Here is a 17472-nt window from a genome sequence, read left to right as displayed (position 1 = left end):
ACCCGGAGGGTCAAATGGGTGGGTGGGCGGGAGTACCACGGCAATCAATCCCTAATATGCAGGGCGGCAGCCGACCCTCGCGGCGGCAGCCGGGTCCGACTGAAGGTCCGGCAAGGGGCGTGAGTCAGCCTCCTCACCTATCCCAGGGCCGGTAGGGCTAGTCGACTCCTCACCCATCCCCCGCCAAGGGGTCGCAGGGGCTGTGAGGGCTAGGTCTTTGGGCTGAGTGGGGATCGGTCGAAACTCGGAGGCGGATTGTCGGTGGGGGTCCGTACAGTCGTCGGCATGACCGCGCAGTTGTCCCCGTCCCCGTCCGTTGCTCCGCCGTCCGGGCTCGACCGCAGGTCGGTCGCGATTCTGGTGCTCGCCTGTGTCGGGCAGTTCATGGTCGTGCTCGACGTGTCGATCGTCAACGTCGCCCTGCCGGCGATGCGCGAGGAGCTCGGTTTCACGGAGACGGGCCTGCAGTGGGTGGTCAACGGGTATGCGCTGGCCTTCGCGGGACTGCTGTTGCTCGGCGGCCGCGCGGCCGACATCTATGGGCAGAAGCGGGTGTTCGTCGCAGGGGTCGCCCTGTTCTCGCTGGCCAGCCTGCTGGGGGGCGTGGCCACCAACCCGGCCCTACTGATCGCGGCGCGGGCGGTGCAGGGCCTGGGCGCGGCCGTGCTGGCTCCGACCACGCTGACCATTCTGACCACCACGTTCACCGAAGGCCCGGCCCGGACCAAGGCGATCGCCAGCTGGACGGCAGTCGGCGCCGCCGGTGGTGCGGCCGGAGGCATTCTCGGGGGCCTGCTCACCGAGTACCTGTCCTGGCGCTGGATCCTGCTGATCAATGTCCCGATCGGCGTGGCCATCGTGATCACCGCGATCCTGGTGGTCGGCCCCGACCATCCCGAGCGCGCGCACCGGCTGGACGTGCTGGGCGCGATCCTGGTCACGGCCGGTATCACCGCCGTCGCCTACGGGACCGTGCAGACGCACGAGCACGGCTGGCTCGCCCCCCAGACCCTGATCCCGCTGGCCGTGGACACCGTCCTGCTGGCCGTGTTCCTGCTGGTGGAGGCGCGCACCCGGCGCCCGCTGGTGCCGCTGGCCCTGCTCCGCGAACGCTCGGTGGCGGGGAGCAGCCTGGTGATGTTCCTGATGGGCAGCATCTTCTTCGCGATGTGGTACTTCCTCTCCCTGCACATGCAGGGCGACCTGAACTACACCCCGCTCCAGGCCGGGATGGGCTTCCTGCCCCACGCGCTCACTCTGATCGTGTCGTCGCGGATCGCCCCCGCGCTGCTGCGCCGCATGGGCAACCGCACCCTGATCGTGACCGGCGCGCTGATCGGCATGGCCGGCCTGATCTGGCAGGCCCAGATGGCCTCCGGCTACGTGCTCGGCATCCTCCTTCCCGGCCTGTTCATGTGCCTGGGCGTCGGCATCTCCTTCACCCCGATCGCGCTCATCGGCACCGCCGGGATCGATCGCTCGGACTCCGGCCTGGTCTCCGGCCTGCTCACCGCCTCCCGTCAGGTGGGCGGCTCACTCGGCCTGGCCGTGCTGGCCACGGTAGCGATCAGCCGCCCCACCCCCACACAGGGCTACAGCGTCGCCTTCCTGATCGGCGCGGGCCTGATGGTGGTCACCATCGCCGTAGTGGCCATCGTCCTCCCCCGCCCCAAAACAGAACCCGATATCGCCCAACAGGCCGCGTAACCGCCATCCCGAAACCGGCCCAGAACGCCCCCCACAACCGAGACAACAACAAGAACAACCGCGAGCACCACCACCATCTGGGGATACGCGGTACCCGAGATGATCAGGGCGAGTTCATCGCGGTGGTCTGGGTGGCCGCCCGGCTGGGCGTCCCCGACCGGGCCGAGGCGTACGAGCGGATCGCCCCGTACGCCGAAAGGCGGGTGGTGATGGGCACGGGCATCACCCACCAGGTGCCGGCCGAGTCGATGGGCGATCGGGCCCGCGCGCTCGACCACGCCGAGCGGGCGCACGCCCTGCACCGGAAACTGGGGCTGGAGTACTGGTCGGCCAGGAGCGCGGAGCTCCTGGCCGACCTCAGGGACTAACGGTTGGTGGGGAACCCCAGGTTCACGCCGCCGTGGGAGGGGTCCAGCCAGCGGCTGGTGACGACCTTGCCCCGGGTGTAGAAGTGCACGCCCTCGGTGCCGTGCACGTGGGTGTCACCGAAGAGGGACGCCTTCCACCCGCCGAAGCTGTAGAAGGCCATCGGCACCGGGATCGGCACGTTGATGCCGACCATGCCGACCTCCACCTCGTTCTGGAACCGCCGCGCGGCCCCGCCGTCGTTGGTGAAGATGGCGGTGCCGTTGCCGTACTCGCCGCCGTTGATGAGGTCGAGCCCCTCCTCGTACGAGCCGACCCTGACGATGGCGAGCACCGGCCCGAAGATCTCCTCCCGGTGGGTACGGGACCCGGCGGGGACGTGGTCGAGCACGGTGGGCCCGAGCCAGAAGCCGTCGCCCGCCGGCAGGTTGTCCCGGCCGTCCACGACGATCTTGCCTTCGCCCAGCTCCAGGTAGGAGGCGACCTTGTTCCGGTGTTCCCGGGTGACCAGGGCGCCCATCTCGGAGGCCGGGTCGTCGCCGGGCCCGACCTTGATGGCCCGGGTCCGTTCGGCGATCTTCTCGACCAGCTGGTCGCCGATCGGGTCCACGGCGAGCACCACCGAGATGGCCATGCAGCGCTCCCCGGCCGAGCCGAACCCGGCCGAGACGGCGGAGTCGGCGACCAGGTCCAGGTCGGCGTCGGGCAGCACCAGCATGTGGTTCTTGGCTCCGCCCAGGGCCTGCACCCGCTTGCCGCCCGCGGTGCCGGTCTCGTAGACGTACCGGGCGATGGGGGTGGAGCCGACGAAGCTGACCGCCTTCACGTCCGGGTGGGCGAGCAGGCGGTCCACGGCCACCTTGTCGCCCTGGACCACGTTGAACACCCCGTCCGGCAGGCCCGCCCGCCGCCAGAGGTCGGCGATGAGCAGGGAGGCCGACGGGTCCTTCTCCGACGGTTTGAGGACGAAGGTGTTGCCGCAGGCGATGGCGATGGGGAACATCCACATCGGCACCATGGCCGGGAAGTTGAACGGGGTGATCCCGGCAACCACGCCGAGCGGCTGGCGCAGCGCGTAGGAGTCCACGTTGGTGGAGACGTTCTCCGAGAAGCCGCCCTTGAGCAGATGCGGGATGCCGCAGGCGAACTCCACGACCTCCAGGCCGCGGGCCACCTCGCCGAGCGCGTCGGCGTGCACCTTGCCGTGCTCGGCGCTGATCAGCCTGGCCAGCTCGTCCTTGTGCGCGGCGGCCAGCTCGCGGAAGCGGAAGAGCACCTGGGCGCGTTTGACCAGCGAGGCGTCCCGCCAGGCGGGGAAGGCGGCGCGGGCGGCGGCCACCGCCCTGTCCACCTGGGCGACGTCGGCCAGCAGGACGCGGTTGCTCTCCTGACCGGTGGCGGGGTTGTAGACGGGGGCGGTGCGCTCCCCGTCCTCGACCCTGGCGCCGTCGATCCAGTGCCCGATCATGCGTTCACCGTCTCCAGGGCGGTGAGCAGGATGCCGAGGCCTTCCCTGGCCTCGTCCTCGGTGAGGGTGAGCGGGGGCGCCATGCGCAGGGTGTTGCCGTACAGGCCGCCCTTGCCGGCCAGCAGGCCGAGCTTCTTGGTCTCCTCCATGAACCGGGTGGCCAGTTCGGGGGACGGCGCGCCGGTGGCGGGGTCGACGAGTTCGAGCGCGAACATCAGGCCCTTGCCGCGTACGTCGCCGACGATGGGCAGCCGGGGGGCGGCCTCGCGCAGGCCGTCCAGCAGGATGGCGCCGACGCGGGCCGCGTTGGCCTGCAGGTCGTGGTCAAGCACGTAGTCCAGGGTGGCGTTGGCGGCGGCCATGGAGATGGGGTTGCCGCCGAAGGTGGCCAGGCCGACCGCGTGCAGGCCGTCCATCAGGTCACCCCTGGCGACCACGCCGCCGACCGCGAACCCGTTCCCGAGGCCCTTGGCGAAGGTCATCATGTCGGGCGTCACCCCATGGTTCTGGATGCCCCAGAAGGCCGAGCCGGTACGGCCCCAGCCGGTCTGCACCTCATCGGAGATGAACAGGATCCCTTGCTCGGCCAGCACCTCCTGGTAGGCGGCGAACAGCCCGTCGGGCGCCATGGTGAACCCGCCGACGCCCTGGATCGGCTCGGCGATCAGCGCCGCGACGTCCCCGCCCACCCCGGTGGCCAGCACGTGCCGCAGGTCCTCCACGCAGGCGGCGATGTAGTCGGCGTCGGACAGGTTGCGGAACTGCCGCAGCTGCCGGTCGGCGCCGTGCAGGAAGTGCACGTTGAGCGGGGAGAGCGAGTTGTTCTTCCAGCTGCGGTTGCTGGTGACGGCGAGGGCGCCGAAGGAGCGGCCGTGGTAGCTCTGCCGCATGGCCAGCACCTGGTCGGTCTTGCGCGCGTAGGTGGCCAGCAGCAGCGCGGTCTCGTTGGCCTCGGTGCCGGAGTTGGTGAAGAAGACCTTGGCGTCGGGGATGCCGGAGAGCCGGGCGATCTTCTCCGCGAGCTCCACCTGCCCGCGGAGAAGGTACACCGTCGAGGTGTGCACGACGCCGGTGGCGAGCTGCCGTTCCACGGCCTCCCGCACCTCGGCCACGTCGTACCCGATCATGTTGGTCAGGATGCCGGCGAAGAAGTCGAGGTAGCTCTTCCCCGCGGCGTCGACGACGCGGTTGCCCTTGCCGCTGACGATCTCGATGGGCTCTTGGTAGTACAGGGCCAGCCAGTTGGGCATCACCGCACGATGGCGGGCAAGAAGGTCCGACATGCCTTGAGTATCCCGGCTGAGGCAGACCACTCCTACCATTCAATATGTCGGGATAGGCGAAAAATCAATTACACAGTGACTAGCTGTCGTTTGCGGGGCAGTACGGCCAGCGCCACCGCGGCGGCGGCCAGCGCGAACCCGGCGCCGACCGCGGAACCCATGGACATGGCCGACAGGAACGCCTCCTTGCCCGCCAGAGCCAGCGCCGGATCGCCGCTGTCCAGGGCCACATTGACCGACTTCCTGGCCGCCTCGGGGGCCCACTCGGGCATCGCCGTGGTGTAGGCGGCGGCCAGCACGCTGCCCAGCACCGCGATCGACAGCGCCATACCAACCTGCTGCACGGTGTCGTTCAGCGCCGACCCGACCCCGGCGTGCTCGGGCGGCACCGCTCCCATCAGGGTCGCGTACGCCGCAGGCCCGGCCAGACCGCCACCGATGCCCATCACCACCAGGCTGGCCACCAGCACCCCGTACCCATCCGAACTGTCCAGCGTGGCCAGCACCGCGAACCCTCCGGCCAGTACGGCCAGCCCGAGCGAGATCAGCACGCGGTTGCTCACCCGCTTGCCCAGCCCGGCCCCGACCCCGTTGAACACCATGGCGGCGAACACATAGGGCAACAGCGCCACACCGGCCTGCAGCGCGTCGTACCCGAGCACGAACTGCAGGTACTGGGTGAGCGCCAGCATCAGCGCCCCCGTGCCGAAGGACAGCAGCACGATCGAGAAGCAGGCGCCGCTGAACGAACGGTCCCGGAACATGCCGAGCGGCAGCATCGGGTGCGGGGCGCGCCGCTCCCAGAACACGAACCCGCCGAGGCCGAAGATCGCCGCAGCGACCATCCAGAGGTTCCAGCCGTGGACGGGGTAGGTGATGACTGCCCAGACCAGGGCGCTCATCCCGATGACCGACAACACCACCCCGAGGGGGTCGAACTTCCGGGCGGCGCCGAAGGATTCCGGCATCAGGACCAGCGCGGCGACGATGGCCAGCGCGGCAACCGGGATGTTGAGCAGGAAGACCGAGCCCCAGTAGAAGTTCCGGAGCAGGAAGCCGCCGATGGTCGGCCCGGCGATGACGCCGACCATGGCCACCGAACCCCAGGCGGCGAACGCCTTCCGGCGTTCCTCCTCGTCGAAGACGGTGATCAGGATGGAGAGCGTGGAGGGCATCACCACCGAGCCGCCGACGCCCATCAGCGCGCGGGCGCCGATCAGCTGCCAGGGTTCGGTGGCGAGCATGGCCAGCGCGGAGGCGCCGCCGAAGAGGGCGAGCCCGACGACCAGGGCGCGGCGCCTGCCGTACCGGTCGGAGAGGGAGCCCGCGGTGAGCAGGAGGCCGGCGAAGACCAGGATGTAGGAGTCGATGATCCACTGGATGTCGGCGGGGGTGGCGCCCAGGTCGCGCATGAGCGCGGGGATCGCCAGGTTCAGCACGGTGTTGTCCACGACAAGCACCAGCAGGCTCAGGCACAGGACAACGAGAATCCACCAGCGACGGGGGTCTCGTACAGTGTTCGAGGTCACTCGCACACTGTACGACTGCCTCGTACAGTGTGCGAGCGAATATCGTGAAGGGGTGCCACCCAAGGAGTTCACCTCGGTCTGGGCCCGCGAACCCCGTGGTCAGCGGGAGCAGGGGCTGAGCCGGGACCAGATCGTCCGCGCCGCCATGGAGATCCTCGACGCCGAGGGGCTGGAGGCGCTGAGCATGCGCAAGCTGGGCGCCCGGCTGGGAGCGGGGGCCACCAGCTTGTACTGGCATGTGGCCACCAAGGACGAACTGCTCGAACTGGCCATGGACCAGGCGTGGGGCGAGATCCAGCTGGATCCGGAGAAGTCGTGGCGGGAGACCGCGAGCGACTACTCCTACGGCCTGCGGGGCACGATGCTCCACCATCTCTGGCTGGGCTCGTTGCTGGGCGGGATGCCCAGCATCGGCCCGCAGGCCCTGCGCGCGTCGGCCACGCTGCTCAACGCCTTCCAGCGCGGCGGCTTCGAGGGCATGGAGATCGATTTCGCGGTGAACTCCGTGATCTCGTACACGCTGGGCGCGACGCTGCCGGAGATCGCCTGGCGGACCATGGTGTTCCGGTCAGGAAGCACCGAAGAGGAGCAGGTGGAGGCGATGACTCCGATCATCGAGGCGGCCACCGCGCACACGCCGGAGCTGCGGGAGCGGCACCGGGAGTACATGTCCGGCTCCTACGATCCGGCGGTCGCCCGGAACCTCGCCTTCGACTACGGCCTGGTGGCGCTGCTCGACGGCCTGGCGGCCCGGCTCCTCCAGCCCGACCGTCCCGGATCGCGTACGGCCCAGAGCAGCGCGGTCACCCCTGCCGAGAGCACCGCCGCCCAGCCCACGTGAGCGCTCGCCCAATCGGTGGTCTTGAGGCTGAGCAGGTTCCAGTCCTCGGGCACCGCCAGCATGGCCAGCGCGATCAGCACCATGCCCGGCATCGCGAGCACGCCCGGCTCGGGTCCGCCCCGCCCCCGGCCGAGCAGCGCCGTGAGCGCGAGTCCCGCGGCCAGCAGCGCGGCGAACTCCATGCTGAGCCACAACACCCACACACCGGGCAGCCGCCCCCCTTCCACCAGCAGTGCGACAATCCACACCGGCAGGGTGGCCAGCAGCGCCGCTCCCGCCCGGGTCCAGGTCCGGACCCACAGCGGAGTCGGAACCGGCGCGATCAGCTCGGCCGCGGCGTCGTCCAGGAAGAACAGCGCCCCCATCGCCAGCGCCAGCGCGATCGCGCGTAGCGACCAGACACCCCCCTTCCAGCCCTCGGTCGGCCAGATCAGCACCACCACCACGATCACGACCGCCCCGGCCAGCGGCTGCCACCGAAGCAGTCGCGGCGCCAGCCCCGCCAGCGACCTCAGCCCACGCCGCCTCACGGGAGTTGCGCCCATCCCGCGACCACGGCCAGGACCAGCGTCAGCGCCCCCGCGCCCAGCCAGAACCATCGGCGCGGCGAGTCGCGCAGCATCGCGAGCGCGCCCGCCCCCAGGCACAGCGCCAGCAGATAGACCGCGTGCCAGTCGGTGTTCCCGGGATGGAACCCCTTCGCCGCCCGGTACGGCCACTGCCCCCAGATCGGCAGCTCCGCGTAGAAGCCGAGCAGATGCCGCCCGGTCGCCTCGTCCCCGATGTTGTTGTAGAGGATCAACGCCACCATCACCAGCATGGACGACCCCCGCCATGGCAGCCAACGCGCCGAGGCGACCCCGAGCACCCCCGCGCCGAGCACGCACAGCGGCCCCGACGCCAGCTCGAAGATGGTGGGGGGACGCTCAAGCGGGACCTCCCACACCGCGTATCCGGCGCACAGCATCGCCTGCACCAGACAGGCCACCAGGAAGGGGCCGAGAGCGGCCAGACAGGAGGCCGCCGTCCGCCTCGTCCGGGAGGTCGGGAGCACGCCGAGCAACTCGTCGCCGCCGGCCCGCCGGGACGCGCTCGCGACCAGTTCGGCGGCGAAGAACACCAGCACTCCCAGCCACAGGACCATCCCGTTGGTGATCAGGCTGAACGCGGGCCGCGGCCCCCAGTAGTCACCTACCTCCGTCACCACCGAGAGGGCGAACAGCGCGAATCCCAGCAGCGTCAGCGGATGCCGCAGCAGCCGGCGCGCTTCGGTCAGCGCCAGGACCGGCAGGGCGGACACCTTGTCCTCAAGGTCCTCATGGTCCTCATGGCTCTCAAGAAGCTCGACGATCATGACCCCACCCCCACGGCGGCGTCCCCGAGGAGCAGCAGATACCCGTCCTCGATGGTCGGCTCGACCAACCGCGCGGCGGCCGGCGCCCCGCCGATGTTGCGGAACAGCCCCTCTCCCGTACGCCATGACAGCATCCCGGAACGTTCCGGCGACAACCAGACCTGCCCCTCGGCGACCCTCCGCAACTCCTCGGGCGTGCCCTCGAACGCGCACCGGCCCTGGTCGAGCACCACGACCCGGCCGCACAGCGCGGCCACGTCCTCGGTCTGGTGCGTGGCCAGCAGCACCGTCCTGTTCTCCCCGATCCGGGAGATCAGGTCGCGGAACCGCAACCGCTGCTCCGGATCGAGCCCGGCGGTCGGCTCGTCCAGCAGGACCAACTCCGGCTCCCCCAGGAGCGCCTGGGCGATGCCCACCCGCCGCCGCATTCCCCCGGAAAGCGCCCTGATCCGCTTGCCGCTCACCGCCGCGAGCCCGACCTCGGCGATCACCCGGCGCACCTCGTCATGCCGTTCCCGGCGATCCGTCAACTCCTTCAGGATCGCCACATAGTCCACGAACTCGAAGACGGTGAACGAGCGGTGAAAGCCGGGCTCCTGGGGCAGATATCCGAGCCGCCGCCGGATCGGCAGCCGCTCGGCGGACGGGTCGCGGCCGAGCAGCCGCAGCGTGCCCGAGTCCACGGTAAGCACGGTGGCCAGCATCCGGATCAACGTGGTCTTGCCCGCTCCGTTGGGTCCGAGCAGCCCCGTCACCCCCGGCCCCGTCGTGAAGGACAGACCGTCCAGGGCCCGATACCGGCCATACGATTTGACGACATTGGTGACGACAACGGTGTTCATCATGATTCCTCGGACTGGTAGCGGTCGCGGCGCAGGAACAGCAGGGCCGCCGCGACCAGCGCCACGGCCAGAGCCGTCACCTGGCCGGCCGCGCCGAACATGGCCAGCGGCTGGTCCCTGACCGCGAACACGGAGATTCCGGCCAGCCAGAGCAGGGCCAGCGCCGACCCCGCGTACACGGGGTCGAACCGGCTGGACAGCACCAGCGTGAGCGTGGTGAGAGCGAGCGCGGGCAGCAGCCACGCGACCGCCACCCAGTTGCCGAGGAACGCGAACCCGGCCGCGAACGCCAGCACCGCCGAGGTGACCAGCACCGCCGCCGCCCGCATCAGCATCAGCCGGAAGACTGAATACGGCGCGGCCAGCCCGATCTCGTACGCCGGATCCGCCCCCCGCCCGAACGCCAGCGCCACCCCGGCCACCGGCAGGACCGGCGCCAGCGCGAGAAAGGAGAGCAGCCCCCACCGGTCGTTCACCCCGGCCGCGTACACCGCGAACAGCAGCGAGACGGCGTTGGCGGCCAGCCACGGCCACCGCAGCGAGTACGTCACCCCGAGCAGCCGCGCGGTCGGCTCCTCGATCCGCAGCAGCCGCAGCAGCCGCTCGAAGGGCCCGGGCACCGGCGCGTCCACCACCTCCGCGATCCCCTGCCACAGCCGCTCCAGCCGCTCCGCCGGCACGGCTGCCGCCACCGAGCCCCGGCAGCGCTCGCAGGCGAGCAGATGCGCCTCCACCGAGGCCGCGGTGGTCCCGCCCAGGTCGCCGCCGGCGTACCGGGCGGCCAGGTCATCATCCACATGCCAGTCGCTCATGCAAGTCCCTCTCGCAACGCGGCCTTGGCCCGCATCATCCTGGTCTTCACGGTTCCGGCGGGGATGCCGAGCAGCTTCCCGGCCTCCCGCGTGGTCAGACCGTCCAGCACGGTCGCCTGCACCACGGCTCGCAACTCCGGCGAGAGCCGCCCGAGCGCGTGCCCGAGTTCCCCGTACTCGACCCCGAGCAGCACCTGCTCCTCGGCCGAGATCATCCGCTGCTCGTACGACGGCAACGGCACCGCCGGGCGTCTGCGCACCTGGTCAAGGAGCCGGCGGATGCCGATGCCCCAGATCCACGCGGCCACCTCACCCTTGCCGTTCCACTTGCCCGCGGTGCGCCAGACCGCCAGAAAGGTGTCCTGCACGGCCTCGTCCACGATCATCTGATCCGCGCACCGCCTGGTCAGGCGGAGGATCAACCAGGGCGCGTGCCTGCCGTACAGGATTTCCAGGGCGCGCCGGTCACCTTCGGCGACCGCGCCCAGCAGGCGGGCATCCGGCCACGCCTCGTGCTCGTTCATACCTCCCTGTCGGGTCTCCTCGCGAAACCGGTTCACCCGCTCACCCCGACAGGCAGTACGTGAAGAGAATCCTCGCCCTGCTGCTCGCCCTCACCGCCTGTACGGCCCCGCCCCCAGCCCCCGCCCAGAAGGTCATCATCGACACCGACATGGGGAAGATGAACGACGACGCCCTGGCCACCCTGCTGCTGGCCAGGTCCGGCGTGGAGATCCTCGGCCTGACCGTCGTCGGCGGCAACACCTGGCCGGAGGAAGGCGTCCGGCACGCCCGCGCCCTGCTGGACGGCATCGGCCGCGCCGACATTCCCGTCATCCCGGGCGACACGGCCACCCCCGACCGGCGCCAGGGCTACTCCGGCGCCCTCGACCATCCCCGCCCGGAGCCGTACTCGGCCCCCAAGGCCGCCGAGTTCATCGCCCAGCAGGTCACCGCACATCCCGGTCAGGTCACGATTCTCGCCATCGGCCCCATGACGAACATTGCCAAAGCAGTACAAATCCACCCGGAAATCGTGCCGCTGGTCGCGCAGGTCGTCCACCTGGGCGGCAGCACCGGCGACGACGCCGAGTTCAACTGGTGGTTCGACCCACCCGCCGCCCAGCTCGCGCTCAACGCCGGATTCTCCCGCCTGACCGTCATCCCGGCCGACGTCGTCCAGGAGAACTGGGACCTGGCGGCGGCCGCGACCCTGCTCCGACCGGAGATCATCAAGGGCAGCACGGCCACCGGCCTCAGCGTCGGACCCTTCGGCGAACTGGATCTCCACCCCGGCCCGGCCACCCTGGTGCTCGACCTTGACCTGGATCTCCTCAGTAAAACGGTTCAGGCTGTCAGCTATTGATAAAGCCTCTTTACATTCTGATCCGATAGCCTCGCTGCATGCTCCCCACTGTCGCGGACGTGCTCTCGCTTGACGCTGTCAGGCGTGGCAATCCGCGAGTCGTCGCGGGGGCCGACCGGCTCGACACGCGGGTCCGCTGGGTGCACGTGGGGGAGATCAGCGACCTCGCCCACCTGCTGCGCGGCGGCGAACTCGTGCTCACCACCGGGGTGGCCCTCCCTGCCGAGCCTGACCGGCTCGCCGATTACGTAGCCGACCTCGCCTCGGTCGGCGCCTCCGGGCTCGTGGTCGAACTCGGCCGCCGCTTCGTCCGGGAACTCCCGGGCGCCGTGGTGCGCGCCGCCGAAGACCACGGCCTGCCCCTGGTGACCCTGGCACGGGAGACCCCCTTCGTCCAGATCACCGAGTCCGTGCACGCCCGCATCATCGACATCCAGCTCCAGGAGTTGCGCGCCTCCGAACAGCTGCACGAGGTGTTCACCGAGCTCTCAGTGGAGGGCGCCAGCCCCGCCGCCGTGCTCGGCCAGGTGGCCCGCTTCGCCGGGCGGCCGGTGCTGCTGGAGAACCTGGCCCACCAGGTGCTGGCCTGCGACGCCGCGGGACAGGACACCGGCGCCCTGCTGGCCGGCTGGGAGACCCGCTCCCGCGCCGTCAACACACAGACCCGGACCTCCTACGACAACGCCTCCGGCTGGCTGGTCGCCACGGTCGGCGCGCGCGGCCAGGACTGGGGGCGGCTGATCCTGTTCTGCGACGGCCCGCCCAGCCCGCGCGACATCGTGCTGGCCGAACGAGCCGCCACCACGCTGGCTCTGGGCCGGCTGCTGGAACGCCACCAGGAGTCGCTGGAACGCCAGGCGCACGGCACGATCATCACCGGCATCCTCAGCCACGCCTACGCCGACCCCGACGAGGCCGCCGCCCGGGCCCGCGCGGTCGGCGTGCCGCTCACCGGGCGGAAGCTGATCAGCGTGGTGCTCCGCCCGATCGCCGAGGGCGACACCGCCCTGGACGAGCAGGTCCGCCTCGGCGACCTGGCCGACGCCACCGCCGCGGCCTGCCGGGACGCCCGGCTGCCCGCCCTGGTCGGCGCGCTCGACCAGTCCCGGGTCGGGGTGCTGCTGCCGCTGCCGCCGCGCACCCCCGTGGAAGCCGCGCTCTCCGCCCTCGCCGACCGGCTGCGGGCGGGCTTCGCCGCCCCCTTCGTGCTGGCCGCCGGCTCGCTGGTGGACTCCATCAGGGACGTGCGGCGCAGCTTCCTGGAGGCCGAGCAGGTCGCCGACGTGGCGGTGCGCCAACCTGACGGGCGCCCCTACTACCGGCTGCCCGACCTGCGCCTGCGCGGCCTGCTCCACCTGCTCAGGGACGACGCCCGGCTGCAGACCTTCGCCGAGCGGGAGCTGAGCCCGCTGCTCGCCCACGACGCCCAGCGCAACGGCGACCTGACCCGCATCCTCAGCGTCTACCTGGACTCCGGCCGGAACAAGGCGGTCGCCGCGCAGCGCGCCCACCTGTCCCGGCCCGCCTTCTACGACCGGCTGCGCCGCCTGGAGCGCATCCTGGACACCGACCTCGACGACGTCGAATCCTGCTTGTCACTCCACGTCGCGCTGCTCGCGCTGGAGTCGTTCCGAAGGGAGACCCGGTGAGGGCCCGTGACCACGGCATCGTCATCGGAACCGGCACGCCGGGGCCGTACAACGCGATCACCGACGTGCCCGGCGTGCGGGTCGGCCACACCACGCTGATCAGCGGCGACGGCCCCCGGGTGATCGGCACCGGCCCGATCCGCTCCGGCGTGACCGTGATCCTGCCGCACGGGGACTCGGCCTACGACCATCCCGTGTACGCGGGGCTGCACTGGCTCAACGGCAACGGCGAGATCACCGGCCAGGCGTACATCCACGAGCTCGGCATGCTCGGCTCCCCCATCGCGCTGACCAACACCGCCTCGGTCGGCGTGGTCAGGGACGCGCTGACGAAGATCGAGATCAGCGGCCTGCGCCCGGGCACCCAGGCCTGGTCGCTGCCGGTGGTCGCGGAGTGCTGGGACGGCTCGCTCAGCGACATCGACGGCCAGCACGTCACCGCCGACCACGTGCTGGCGGCGTACGCCAGGGCGGCCTCCGGCCCGGTCCAGGAGGGCGGGGTCGGCGGCGGCACCGGCATGATCTGCCACGGCTTCAAGGGCGGCATCGGCACCGCCTCCCGGGTCGTGGACGGCTACACCGTGGGCGTGCTGGTCCAGGCCAACCACGGCGTACGGGAGCGGCTCACCGTCAACGGCGTCAACGTCGGCCGCCACCTGCCGGAGTCGGCGGCCCCGCACGAGGGCGCCGGGTCGATCATCGGCGTCGTGGCCACCGATGCGCCGCTGCTGCCCCACCAGTGCCGGCGGCTGGCCCAGCGGGCCGGGCTCGGCGTGGCCCGCACCGGCGGCGCCGGGGAGAACTCCAGCGGCGACGGCTTCATCTGCTTCTCCACCGCCAACCGGAACCTGCCCCCCGAGGCGCTGGACATCGTGCCGCCGAAGACCTACCAGGTGACCGCGCTGGCCGACACCTACCTGGACCCGCTCTTCCACGCGGTGATCGAGGCCACCGAGGAGGCCATCGTCAACGTGCTGACCGTCGCGGAGACGATGACCGGGGCCGACGGTCTCACCATCTACGGGCTCGACGGGAAGGAATTGTCCCAACTGCTGGGCTGACAACTCCCCAGGTCACCGCAGTCAGGGGGAAAATCCCCCTCCCAACGTATAAACATTACCCACTCGGCGACTCTCCGTGTGCTCGCCATTACCGAGCGGGCGTGCTTGGCTTCTCCGGTGACCGTAACCGAGCACGAGACCGCCGCCGCTGAGACTCCCGTCCCGGCGCCGGACCCGGCCACCGTGGTCCGCGCCCTCTCCTGCCGCTTTCCCCGCTGGACCATCTGGTGGGGCGAGTCCACCGCCCGCTACTGGGGCATGTCCCGCCGCCCCGATGGCGGCTTCGTGTACGTCGAGGCGGCGTCCGCCCAGGAGTTCGTCCACTGGGCCCGGGACATCGATTCCCGGGCCTCGTAAAGGCGTTCAGGCCCCTTAAAGCGGACATAATCGCGAATTCTCATGCTCTTTGGCGTGTTTCGCTCCCACGAAAGCCTTGATCTCGCCACGATGGTCACTCAAGACCATGATCCGGGCTTAAGGCCCCGAATCGGGAGAGGACCCGCATGAGACGCCGCCTGACCGTCGGAACCGCAGCGATCGCCGTCACCGTAGGCGCCGTGTCAGCCCCAGCCCTCTCCGCGGTGCCCGCCACCGCCGAATCCACCCCCGCCGAGTCCGCGGGAAACTCCGTTCTCGCCGCGGTCCGGCTGAAGCCCAGCGGGCTGCCCACCTCCAACTTCCCGCTGGGCATCCCCGGCATCCCCAAATCGGCTGCCAAGAGCCTCGCGGCCGGCGTGGAGTACATCAGCGTTAAACACGGCACCAGCGAGGACGGCTACACCGTCAGCCTCCTGCAGAACAGCAACGACGCCATGTCCGCCACCACGGCCCAGAACCTGGCGCTGGCCGCCCAGTCGGCCGGCTTCGAGCCCACCGTGGTGCAGTTCACCCGCCCCGCCGTGGCCGACTTCCCCGCCCAGGACTTCTGGATGGTCCGGATCGGCAACTGGACCCTCAAGCAGAAGGACCAAGCCGCCAAGGTGGTCGCCCAGCTCAAGCAGGCGGGCCTCAGCGCCAAGGTGGACTTCCTCGGCGACGACGGCTTCCTCACCTCCGGCCCCTGGTCGATGCGGCTCCTCATCATCGACCCGAAGACCTTCCGCGGCAGCTTCGCCTCCTCGCTCGGCACCAGCACCGCCACGCGCGAGAAGGTGTCCGCGATGGCCAAGGCCGACGGGGCCATGGCTGCCATCAACGGCGGCTTCTTCGACATCCACACCGCCGCCGCCTACCGGGGCGACCCCACCGGCATCTCCGTGGTCGACGGCAAACTGCTCAGCGAAGCCGTGGACGGGCGGACCGCCGTGGTGATGAAGGGCAGGAGCGTGCGCATCACCGAGCTCACCTCCACCATGCTGGCCACCTCCGGCGACGGCTCCACCGCGCCCGTCGGCGGCGTCAACCGGGTGCCGAAGGCCAACGAACTGGTCCTCTACACCGAGGAGTTCGGCGCCAAGACCCCCGCCACCGGCGGCGCCGAGGCGGTGCTGGACGAGACCGGGAAGGTGGTCGGCATCCGCAATGCCGGGGGCAAGGTCACCAAGGGCAAGCGGGTGCTGCACGGGGTCGGCGCCGGGGCCGACTGGCTCTGGGCGCACGCCTGGGAGGGCAAGCAGATCGGCATCAAGACCTCGGTGAAGGACCTGCGCCGGGGCAAGTCCGTGCCGCTCACCCCCGACACCTACATCGTGGGCGGCGGCGTCGGCCTGCTGAAGAACGGCAAGACCTGGATCACCGCGTCCACGGACGGCATGGCCAACATCAACATGATCGTCCGGCGGCACCCGCGCACCCTGGTGGGCGTGGCCAAGAACGGCAAGGTCATCCTGGCCGTGCTGGATGGCCGCGCACCGGGGACCACCGTCGGGGCGTCCTTCCACGAGGCGGCCCGCTTAATGCGCTGGCTGGGCGCGCGGGACGCGATCAACCTGGACGGCGGCGGGTCCAGCGCCATGGTGATCGGCAAGAAGGTGGTCAACAAGCCGTCCGACGGGTCCGAGCGCGCGGTCGGGGACGCCCTGCTGGTCAGGCCGTGATCTTGGCGATCGTGTCGTCGTCGCACTCCGCCCAGAACGTGCCGACCAGGTCTTCCAGGTGGTTGAACGACTCCGCCGCGAACAGCACGTCCTGATATTTCGTGATGTCGTATTCCAAGGTGCCCATGGCGGCGAGATCGAGCGGGCGGATGTCCATACCCCGGAACTCCTCGATCTCGCCGTAGGAGCTGAGGATCCCCGCACCGTACGCCTTCAGCTCCTTGTGCTCGGTCATCACGCCGAACTCCAGGGTGAACCAGAAGACCTTCGAGACGAACTCCAGGGCCTCGTCCGACTCCACCCGCCGGGCCGCCCGGCCCGCCAGGCGGTACAGCTCGGCGAACCGGTCCGAGGCCAGGGTGTTGCCGTGGCCGATCACCTCGTGGATGACGTCGGGCTCGGGTGTGTAGAACGGGACCGAGTGGTGGCGGATGTACTGGGTGGAGTGGAAGAAGCCGTCCGCCAGCACGCCGTAGAACTCGCGGAGCGGGACCAGGCCGGCGGCCGGGAGGTAGCGGAAGCCCGTGAGCGGGGCCAGGAGTTCGCTGACCTCCTCCAGCTGCGGGATGTGGTCGCCCGGCAGGCCCAGTCGTTCCGCGGCGTTCAGGAACTCCTCCACCGCGTAGCGCCGGTGCTTGGCGGCCAGCTCCCGGGTGACCAGCGCCCAGACCTCGTGCTCCTCGTCGGTGTACTCGGCGTGCGGAACCGGGTCGCCCTTGCGGTAGCCGACGGCCAGGGCGGCGATGGCGTTGCGTCTGGCACGGTAGACCGGGTCGGCGAAACCGGGATGACTCGCGGCGAGCTGGACCTCGACGGTGCCATCCTCGTTAGCCGCTACTGGGGCGAAGTACTGACCTTCCTCGAACATCTACAAATGACACCAACTCGGACGGGCGGGCCGCAAGTGTAACAACCAGGGCTGAGCAATCCGTCCAGGTTCCGGGGTGTACGCAGTGAGTTGCTGGACAACTTGCTCAGTGACTTGACGATGCCCGGAAAAGCGAAAAGCCCCAGCCAAACGGCTGGGGCCCTTCGAAAGATTGTCCGGCGGCGTCCTACTCTCCCACACCGTCCCCGGTGCAGTACCATCGGCGCTGGAGGGCTTAACTTCCGGGTTCGGAATGAGACCGGGTGTTTCCCCACCGCTATAACCACCGA

General features: G+C 70.3%; 16 protein-coding genes and 1 rRNA gene. 8 read left to right on the top strand and 9 right to left on the bottom strand.

Features of this window, described 5'->3' with window-relative positions; translation table 11 throughout:
* Nucleotides 1-285: 285 nt before the first annotated feature.
* Nucleotides 286-1707 (top strand): DHA2 family efflux MFS transporter permease subunit, encoded by a 1422-nt coding sequence (locus KIP79_RS19555; protein ID WP_214106297.1) that lies wholly within the window; start codon nt 286-288, stop codon nt 1705-1707.
* A gap of 131 nt (nt 1708-1838) precedes the next feature.
* Nucleotides 1839-2075 (top strand): hypothetical protein, encoded by a 237-nt coding sequence (locus tag KIP79_RS19550; RefSeq protein WP_214106296.1) that lies wholly within the window; start codon nt 1839-1841, stop codon nt 2073-2075.
* On the opposite strand, the gene KIP79_RS19545 is transcribed toward KIP79_RS19550, so the two are convergent.
* The 3 genes from KIP79_RS19545 to KIP79_RS19535 all read right to left on the bottom strand — a co-directional run bounded on the left by KIP79_RS19545 (nt 2072) and on the right by KIP79_RS19535 (nt 6353).
* Nucleotides 2072-3541, bottom strand: coding sequence for a CoA-acylating methylmalonate-semialdehyde dehydrogenase (locus KIP79_RS19545; RefSeq protein ID WP_214106295.1), 1470 nt, complete (start codon nt 3539-3541; stop codon nt 2072-2074). The genes KIP79_RS19550 and KIP79_RS19545 overlap by 4 nt on opposite strands.
* Nucleotides 3538-4824 carry an aspartate aminotransferase family protein gene (locus KIP79_RS19540; RefSeq protein ID WP_214106294.1) on the bottom strand — a complete coding sequence of 429 codons (1287 nt, stop codon included), beginning with the start codon at nt 4822-4824 and terminating at the stop codon, nt 3538-3540. Before KIP79_RS19540 ends, KIP79_RS19545 begins: the two co-directional genes overlap by 4 nt.
* A 68-nt stretch (nt 4825-4892) precedes the next feature.
* Nucleotides 4893-6353 carry an MFS transporter gene (locus tag KIP79_RS19535; protein WP_214106293.1) on the bottom strand — a complete coding sequence of 487 codons (1461 nt, stop codon included), beginning with the start codon at nt 6351-6353 and terminating at the stop codon, nt 4893-4895.
* Nucleotides 6354-6405: 52 nt separating this feature from the next.
* Between KIP79_RS19535 and KIP79_RS19530 the strand changes: the two genes are divergently transcribed.
* A complete protein-coding gene (locus KIP79_RS19530) occupies nt 6406-7194 on the top strand; it encodes a TetR/AcrR family transcriptional regulator (RefSeq protein WP_214106292.1) in 789 nt (262 codons plus the stop codon).
* Nucleotides 7195-7720: 526 nt separating this feature from the next.
* On the opposite strand, the gene KIP79_RS19525 is transcribed toward KIP79_RS19530, so the two are convergent.
* From KIP79_RS19525 to KIP79_RS19510, 4 genes are read right to left on the bottom strand one after another with little or no spacing between them, the layout of a single operon-like run.
* A complete protein-coding gene (locus KIP79_RS19525; protein ID WP_214106291.1) occupies nt 7721-8548 on the bottom strand; it encodes a hypothetical protein in 828 nt (275 codons plus the stop codon).
* A complete protein-coding gene (locus tag KIP79_RS19520; protein ID WP_214106290.1) occupies nt 8545-9393 on the bottom strand; it encodes an ABC transporter ATP-binding protein in 849 nt (282 codons plus the stop codon). Before KIP79_RS19520 ends, KIP79_RS19525 begins: the two co-directional genes overlap by 4 nt.
* Nucleotides 9390-10202, bottom strand: a complete 813-nt coding sequence (locus tag KIP79_RS19515) for a zf-HC2 domain-containing protein (protein ID WP_214106289.1) — start codon at nt 10200-10202, stop codon at nt 9390-9392. Before KIP79_RS19515 ends, KIP79_RS19520 begins: the two co-directional genes overlap by 4 nt.
* Nucleotides 10199-10726 carry an RNA polymerase sigma factor gene (locus KIP79_RS19510; protein WP_214106288.1) on the bottom strand — a complete coding sequence of 176 codons (528 nt, stop codon included), beginning with the start codon at nt 10724-10726 and terminating at the stop codon, nt 10199-10201. The genes KIP79_RS19515 and KIP79_RS19510 overlap by 4 nt, the downstream gene beginning before the upstream one ends.
* Nucleotides 10727-10785: 59 nt before the next feature.
* On the opposite strand from KIP79_RS19510, the gene KIP79_RS19505 reads away from it, so the two are divergent.
* The 5 genes from KIP79_RS19505 to KIP79_RS19485 all read left to right on the top strand — a co-directional run bounded on the left by KIP79_RS19505 (nt 10786) and on the right by KIP79_RS19485 (nt 16314).
* Complete coding sequence (locus KIP79_RS19505) at nt 10786-11568, top strand: nucleoside hydrolase (RefSeq protein ID WP_214106287.1); 783 nt, start codon at nt 10786-10788, stop codon at nt 11566-11568.
* 38 nt (nt 11569-11606) lie between these two features.
* Nucleotides 11607-13217 carry a PucR family transcriptional regulator gene (locus KIP79_RS19500; RefSeq protein WP_214106286.1) on the top strand — a complete coding sequence of 537 codons (1611 nt, stop codon included), beginning with the start codon at nt 11607-11609 and terminating at the stop codon, nt 13215-13217.
* Nucleotides 13214-14278, top strand: a complete 1065-nt coding sequence (locus KIP79_RS19495; RefSeq protein WP_214106285.1) for a DmpA family aminopeptidase — start codon at nt 13214-13216, stop codon at nt 14276-14278. The genes KIP79_RS19500 and KIP79_RS19495 overlap by 4 nt, the downstream gene beginning before the upstream one ends.
* A 117-nt stretch (nt 14279-14395) precedes the next feature.
* Nucleotides 14396-14635, top strand: coding sequence for a hypothetical protein (locus KIP79_RS19490; RefSeq protein WP_214106284.1), 240 nt, complete (start codon nt 14396-14398; stop codon nt 14633-14635).
* A gap of 200 nt (nt 14636-14835) precedes the next feature.
* Entirely contained in the window at nt 14836-16314 is a 1479-nt protein-coding gene (locus KIP79_RS19485; protein WP_308169794.1) for a phosphodiester glycosidase family protein, read from the top strand.
* On the opposite strand, the gene KIP79_RS19480 is transcribed toward KIP79_RS19485, so the two are convergent.
* Together KIP79_RS19480 and rrf are read right to left on the bottom strand one after the other, a co-directional pair.
* Complete coding sequence (locus KIP79_RS19480; protein WP_214106282.1) at nt 16304-17182, bottom strand: phenylalanine 4-monooxygenase; 879 nt, start codon at nt 17180-17182, stop codon at nt 16304-16306. The genes KIP79_RS19485 and KIP79_RS19480 overlap by 11 nt on opposite strands.
* A 174-nt stretch (nt 17183-17356) precedes the next feature.
* Nucleotides 17357-17472, bottom strand: a 5S ribosomal RNA gene (rrf, locus tag KIP79_RS19475).

The organism is Acrocarpospora catenulata (assembly GCF_018476525.1).
Classification (GTDB): domain Bacteria; phylum Actinomycetota; class Actinomycetes; order Streptosporangiales; family Streptosporangiaceae; genus Acrocarpospora; species Acrocarpospora catenulata.
The sequence above is the reverse complement of the archived record's forward strand: the minus strand, read 5'-3'. Positions and strand labels throughout refer to the sequence as shown.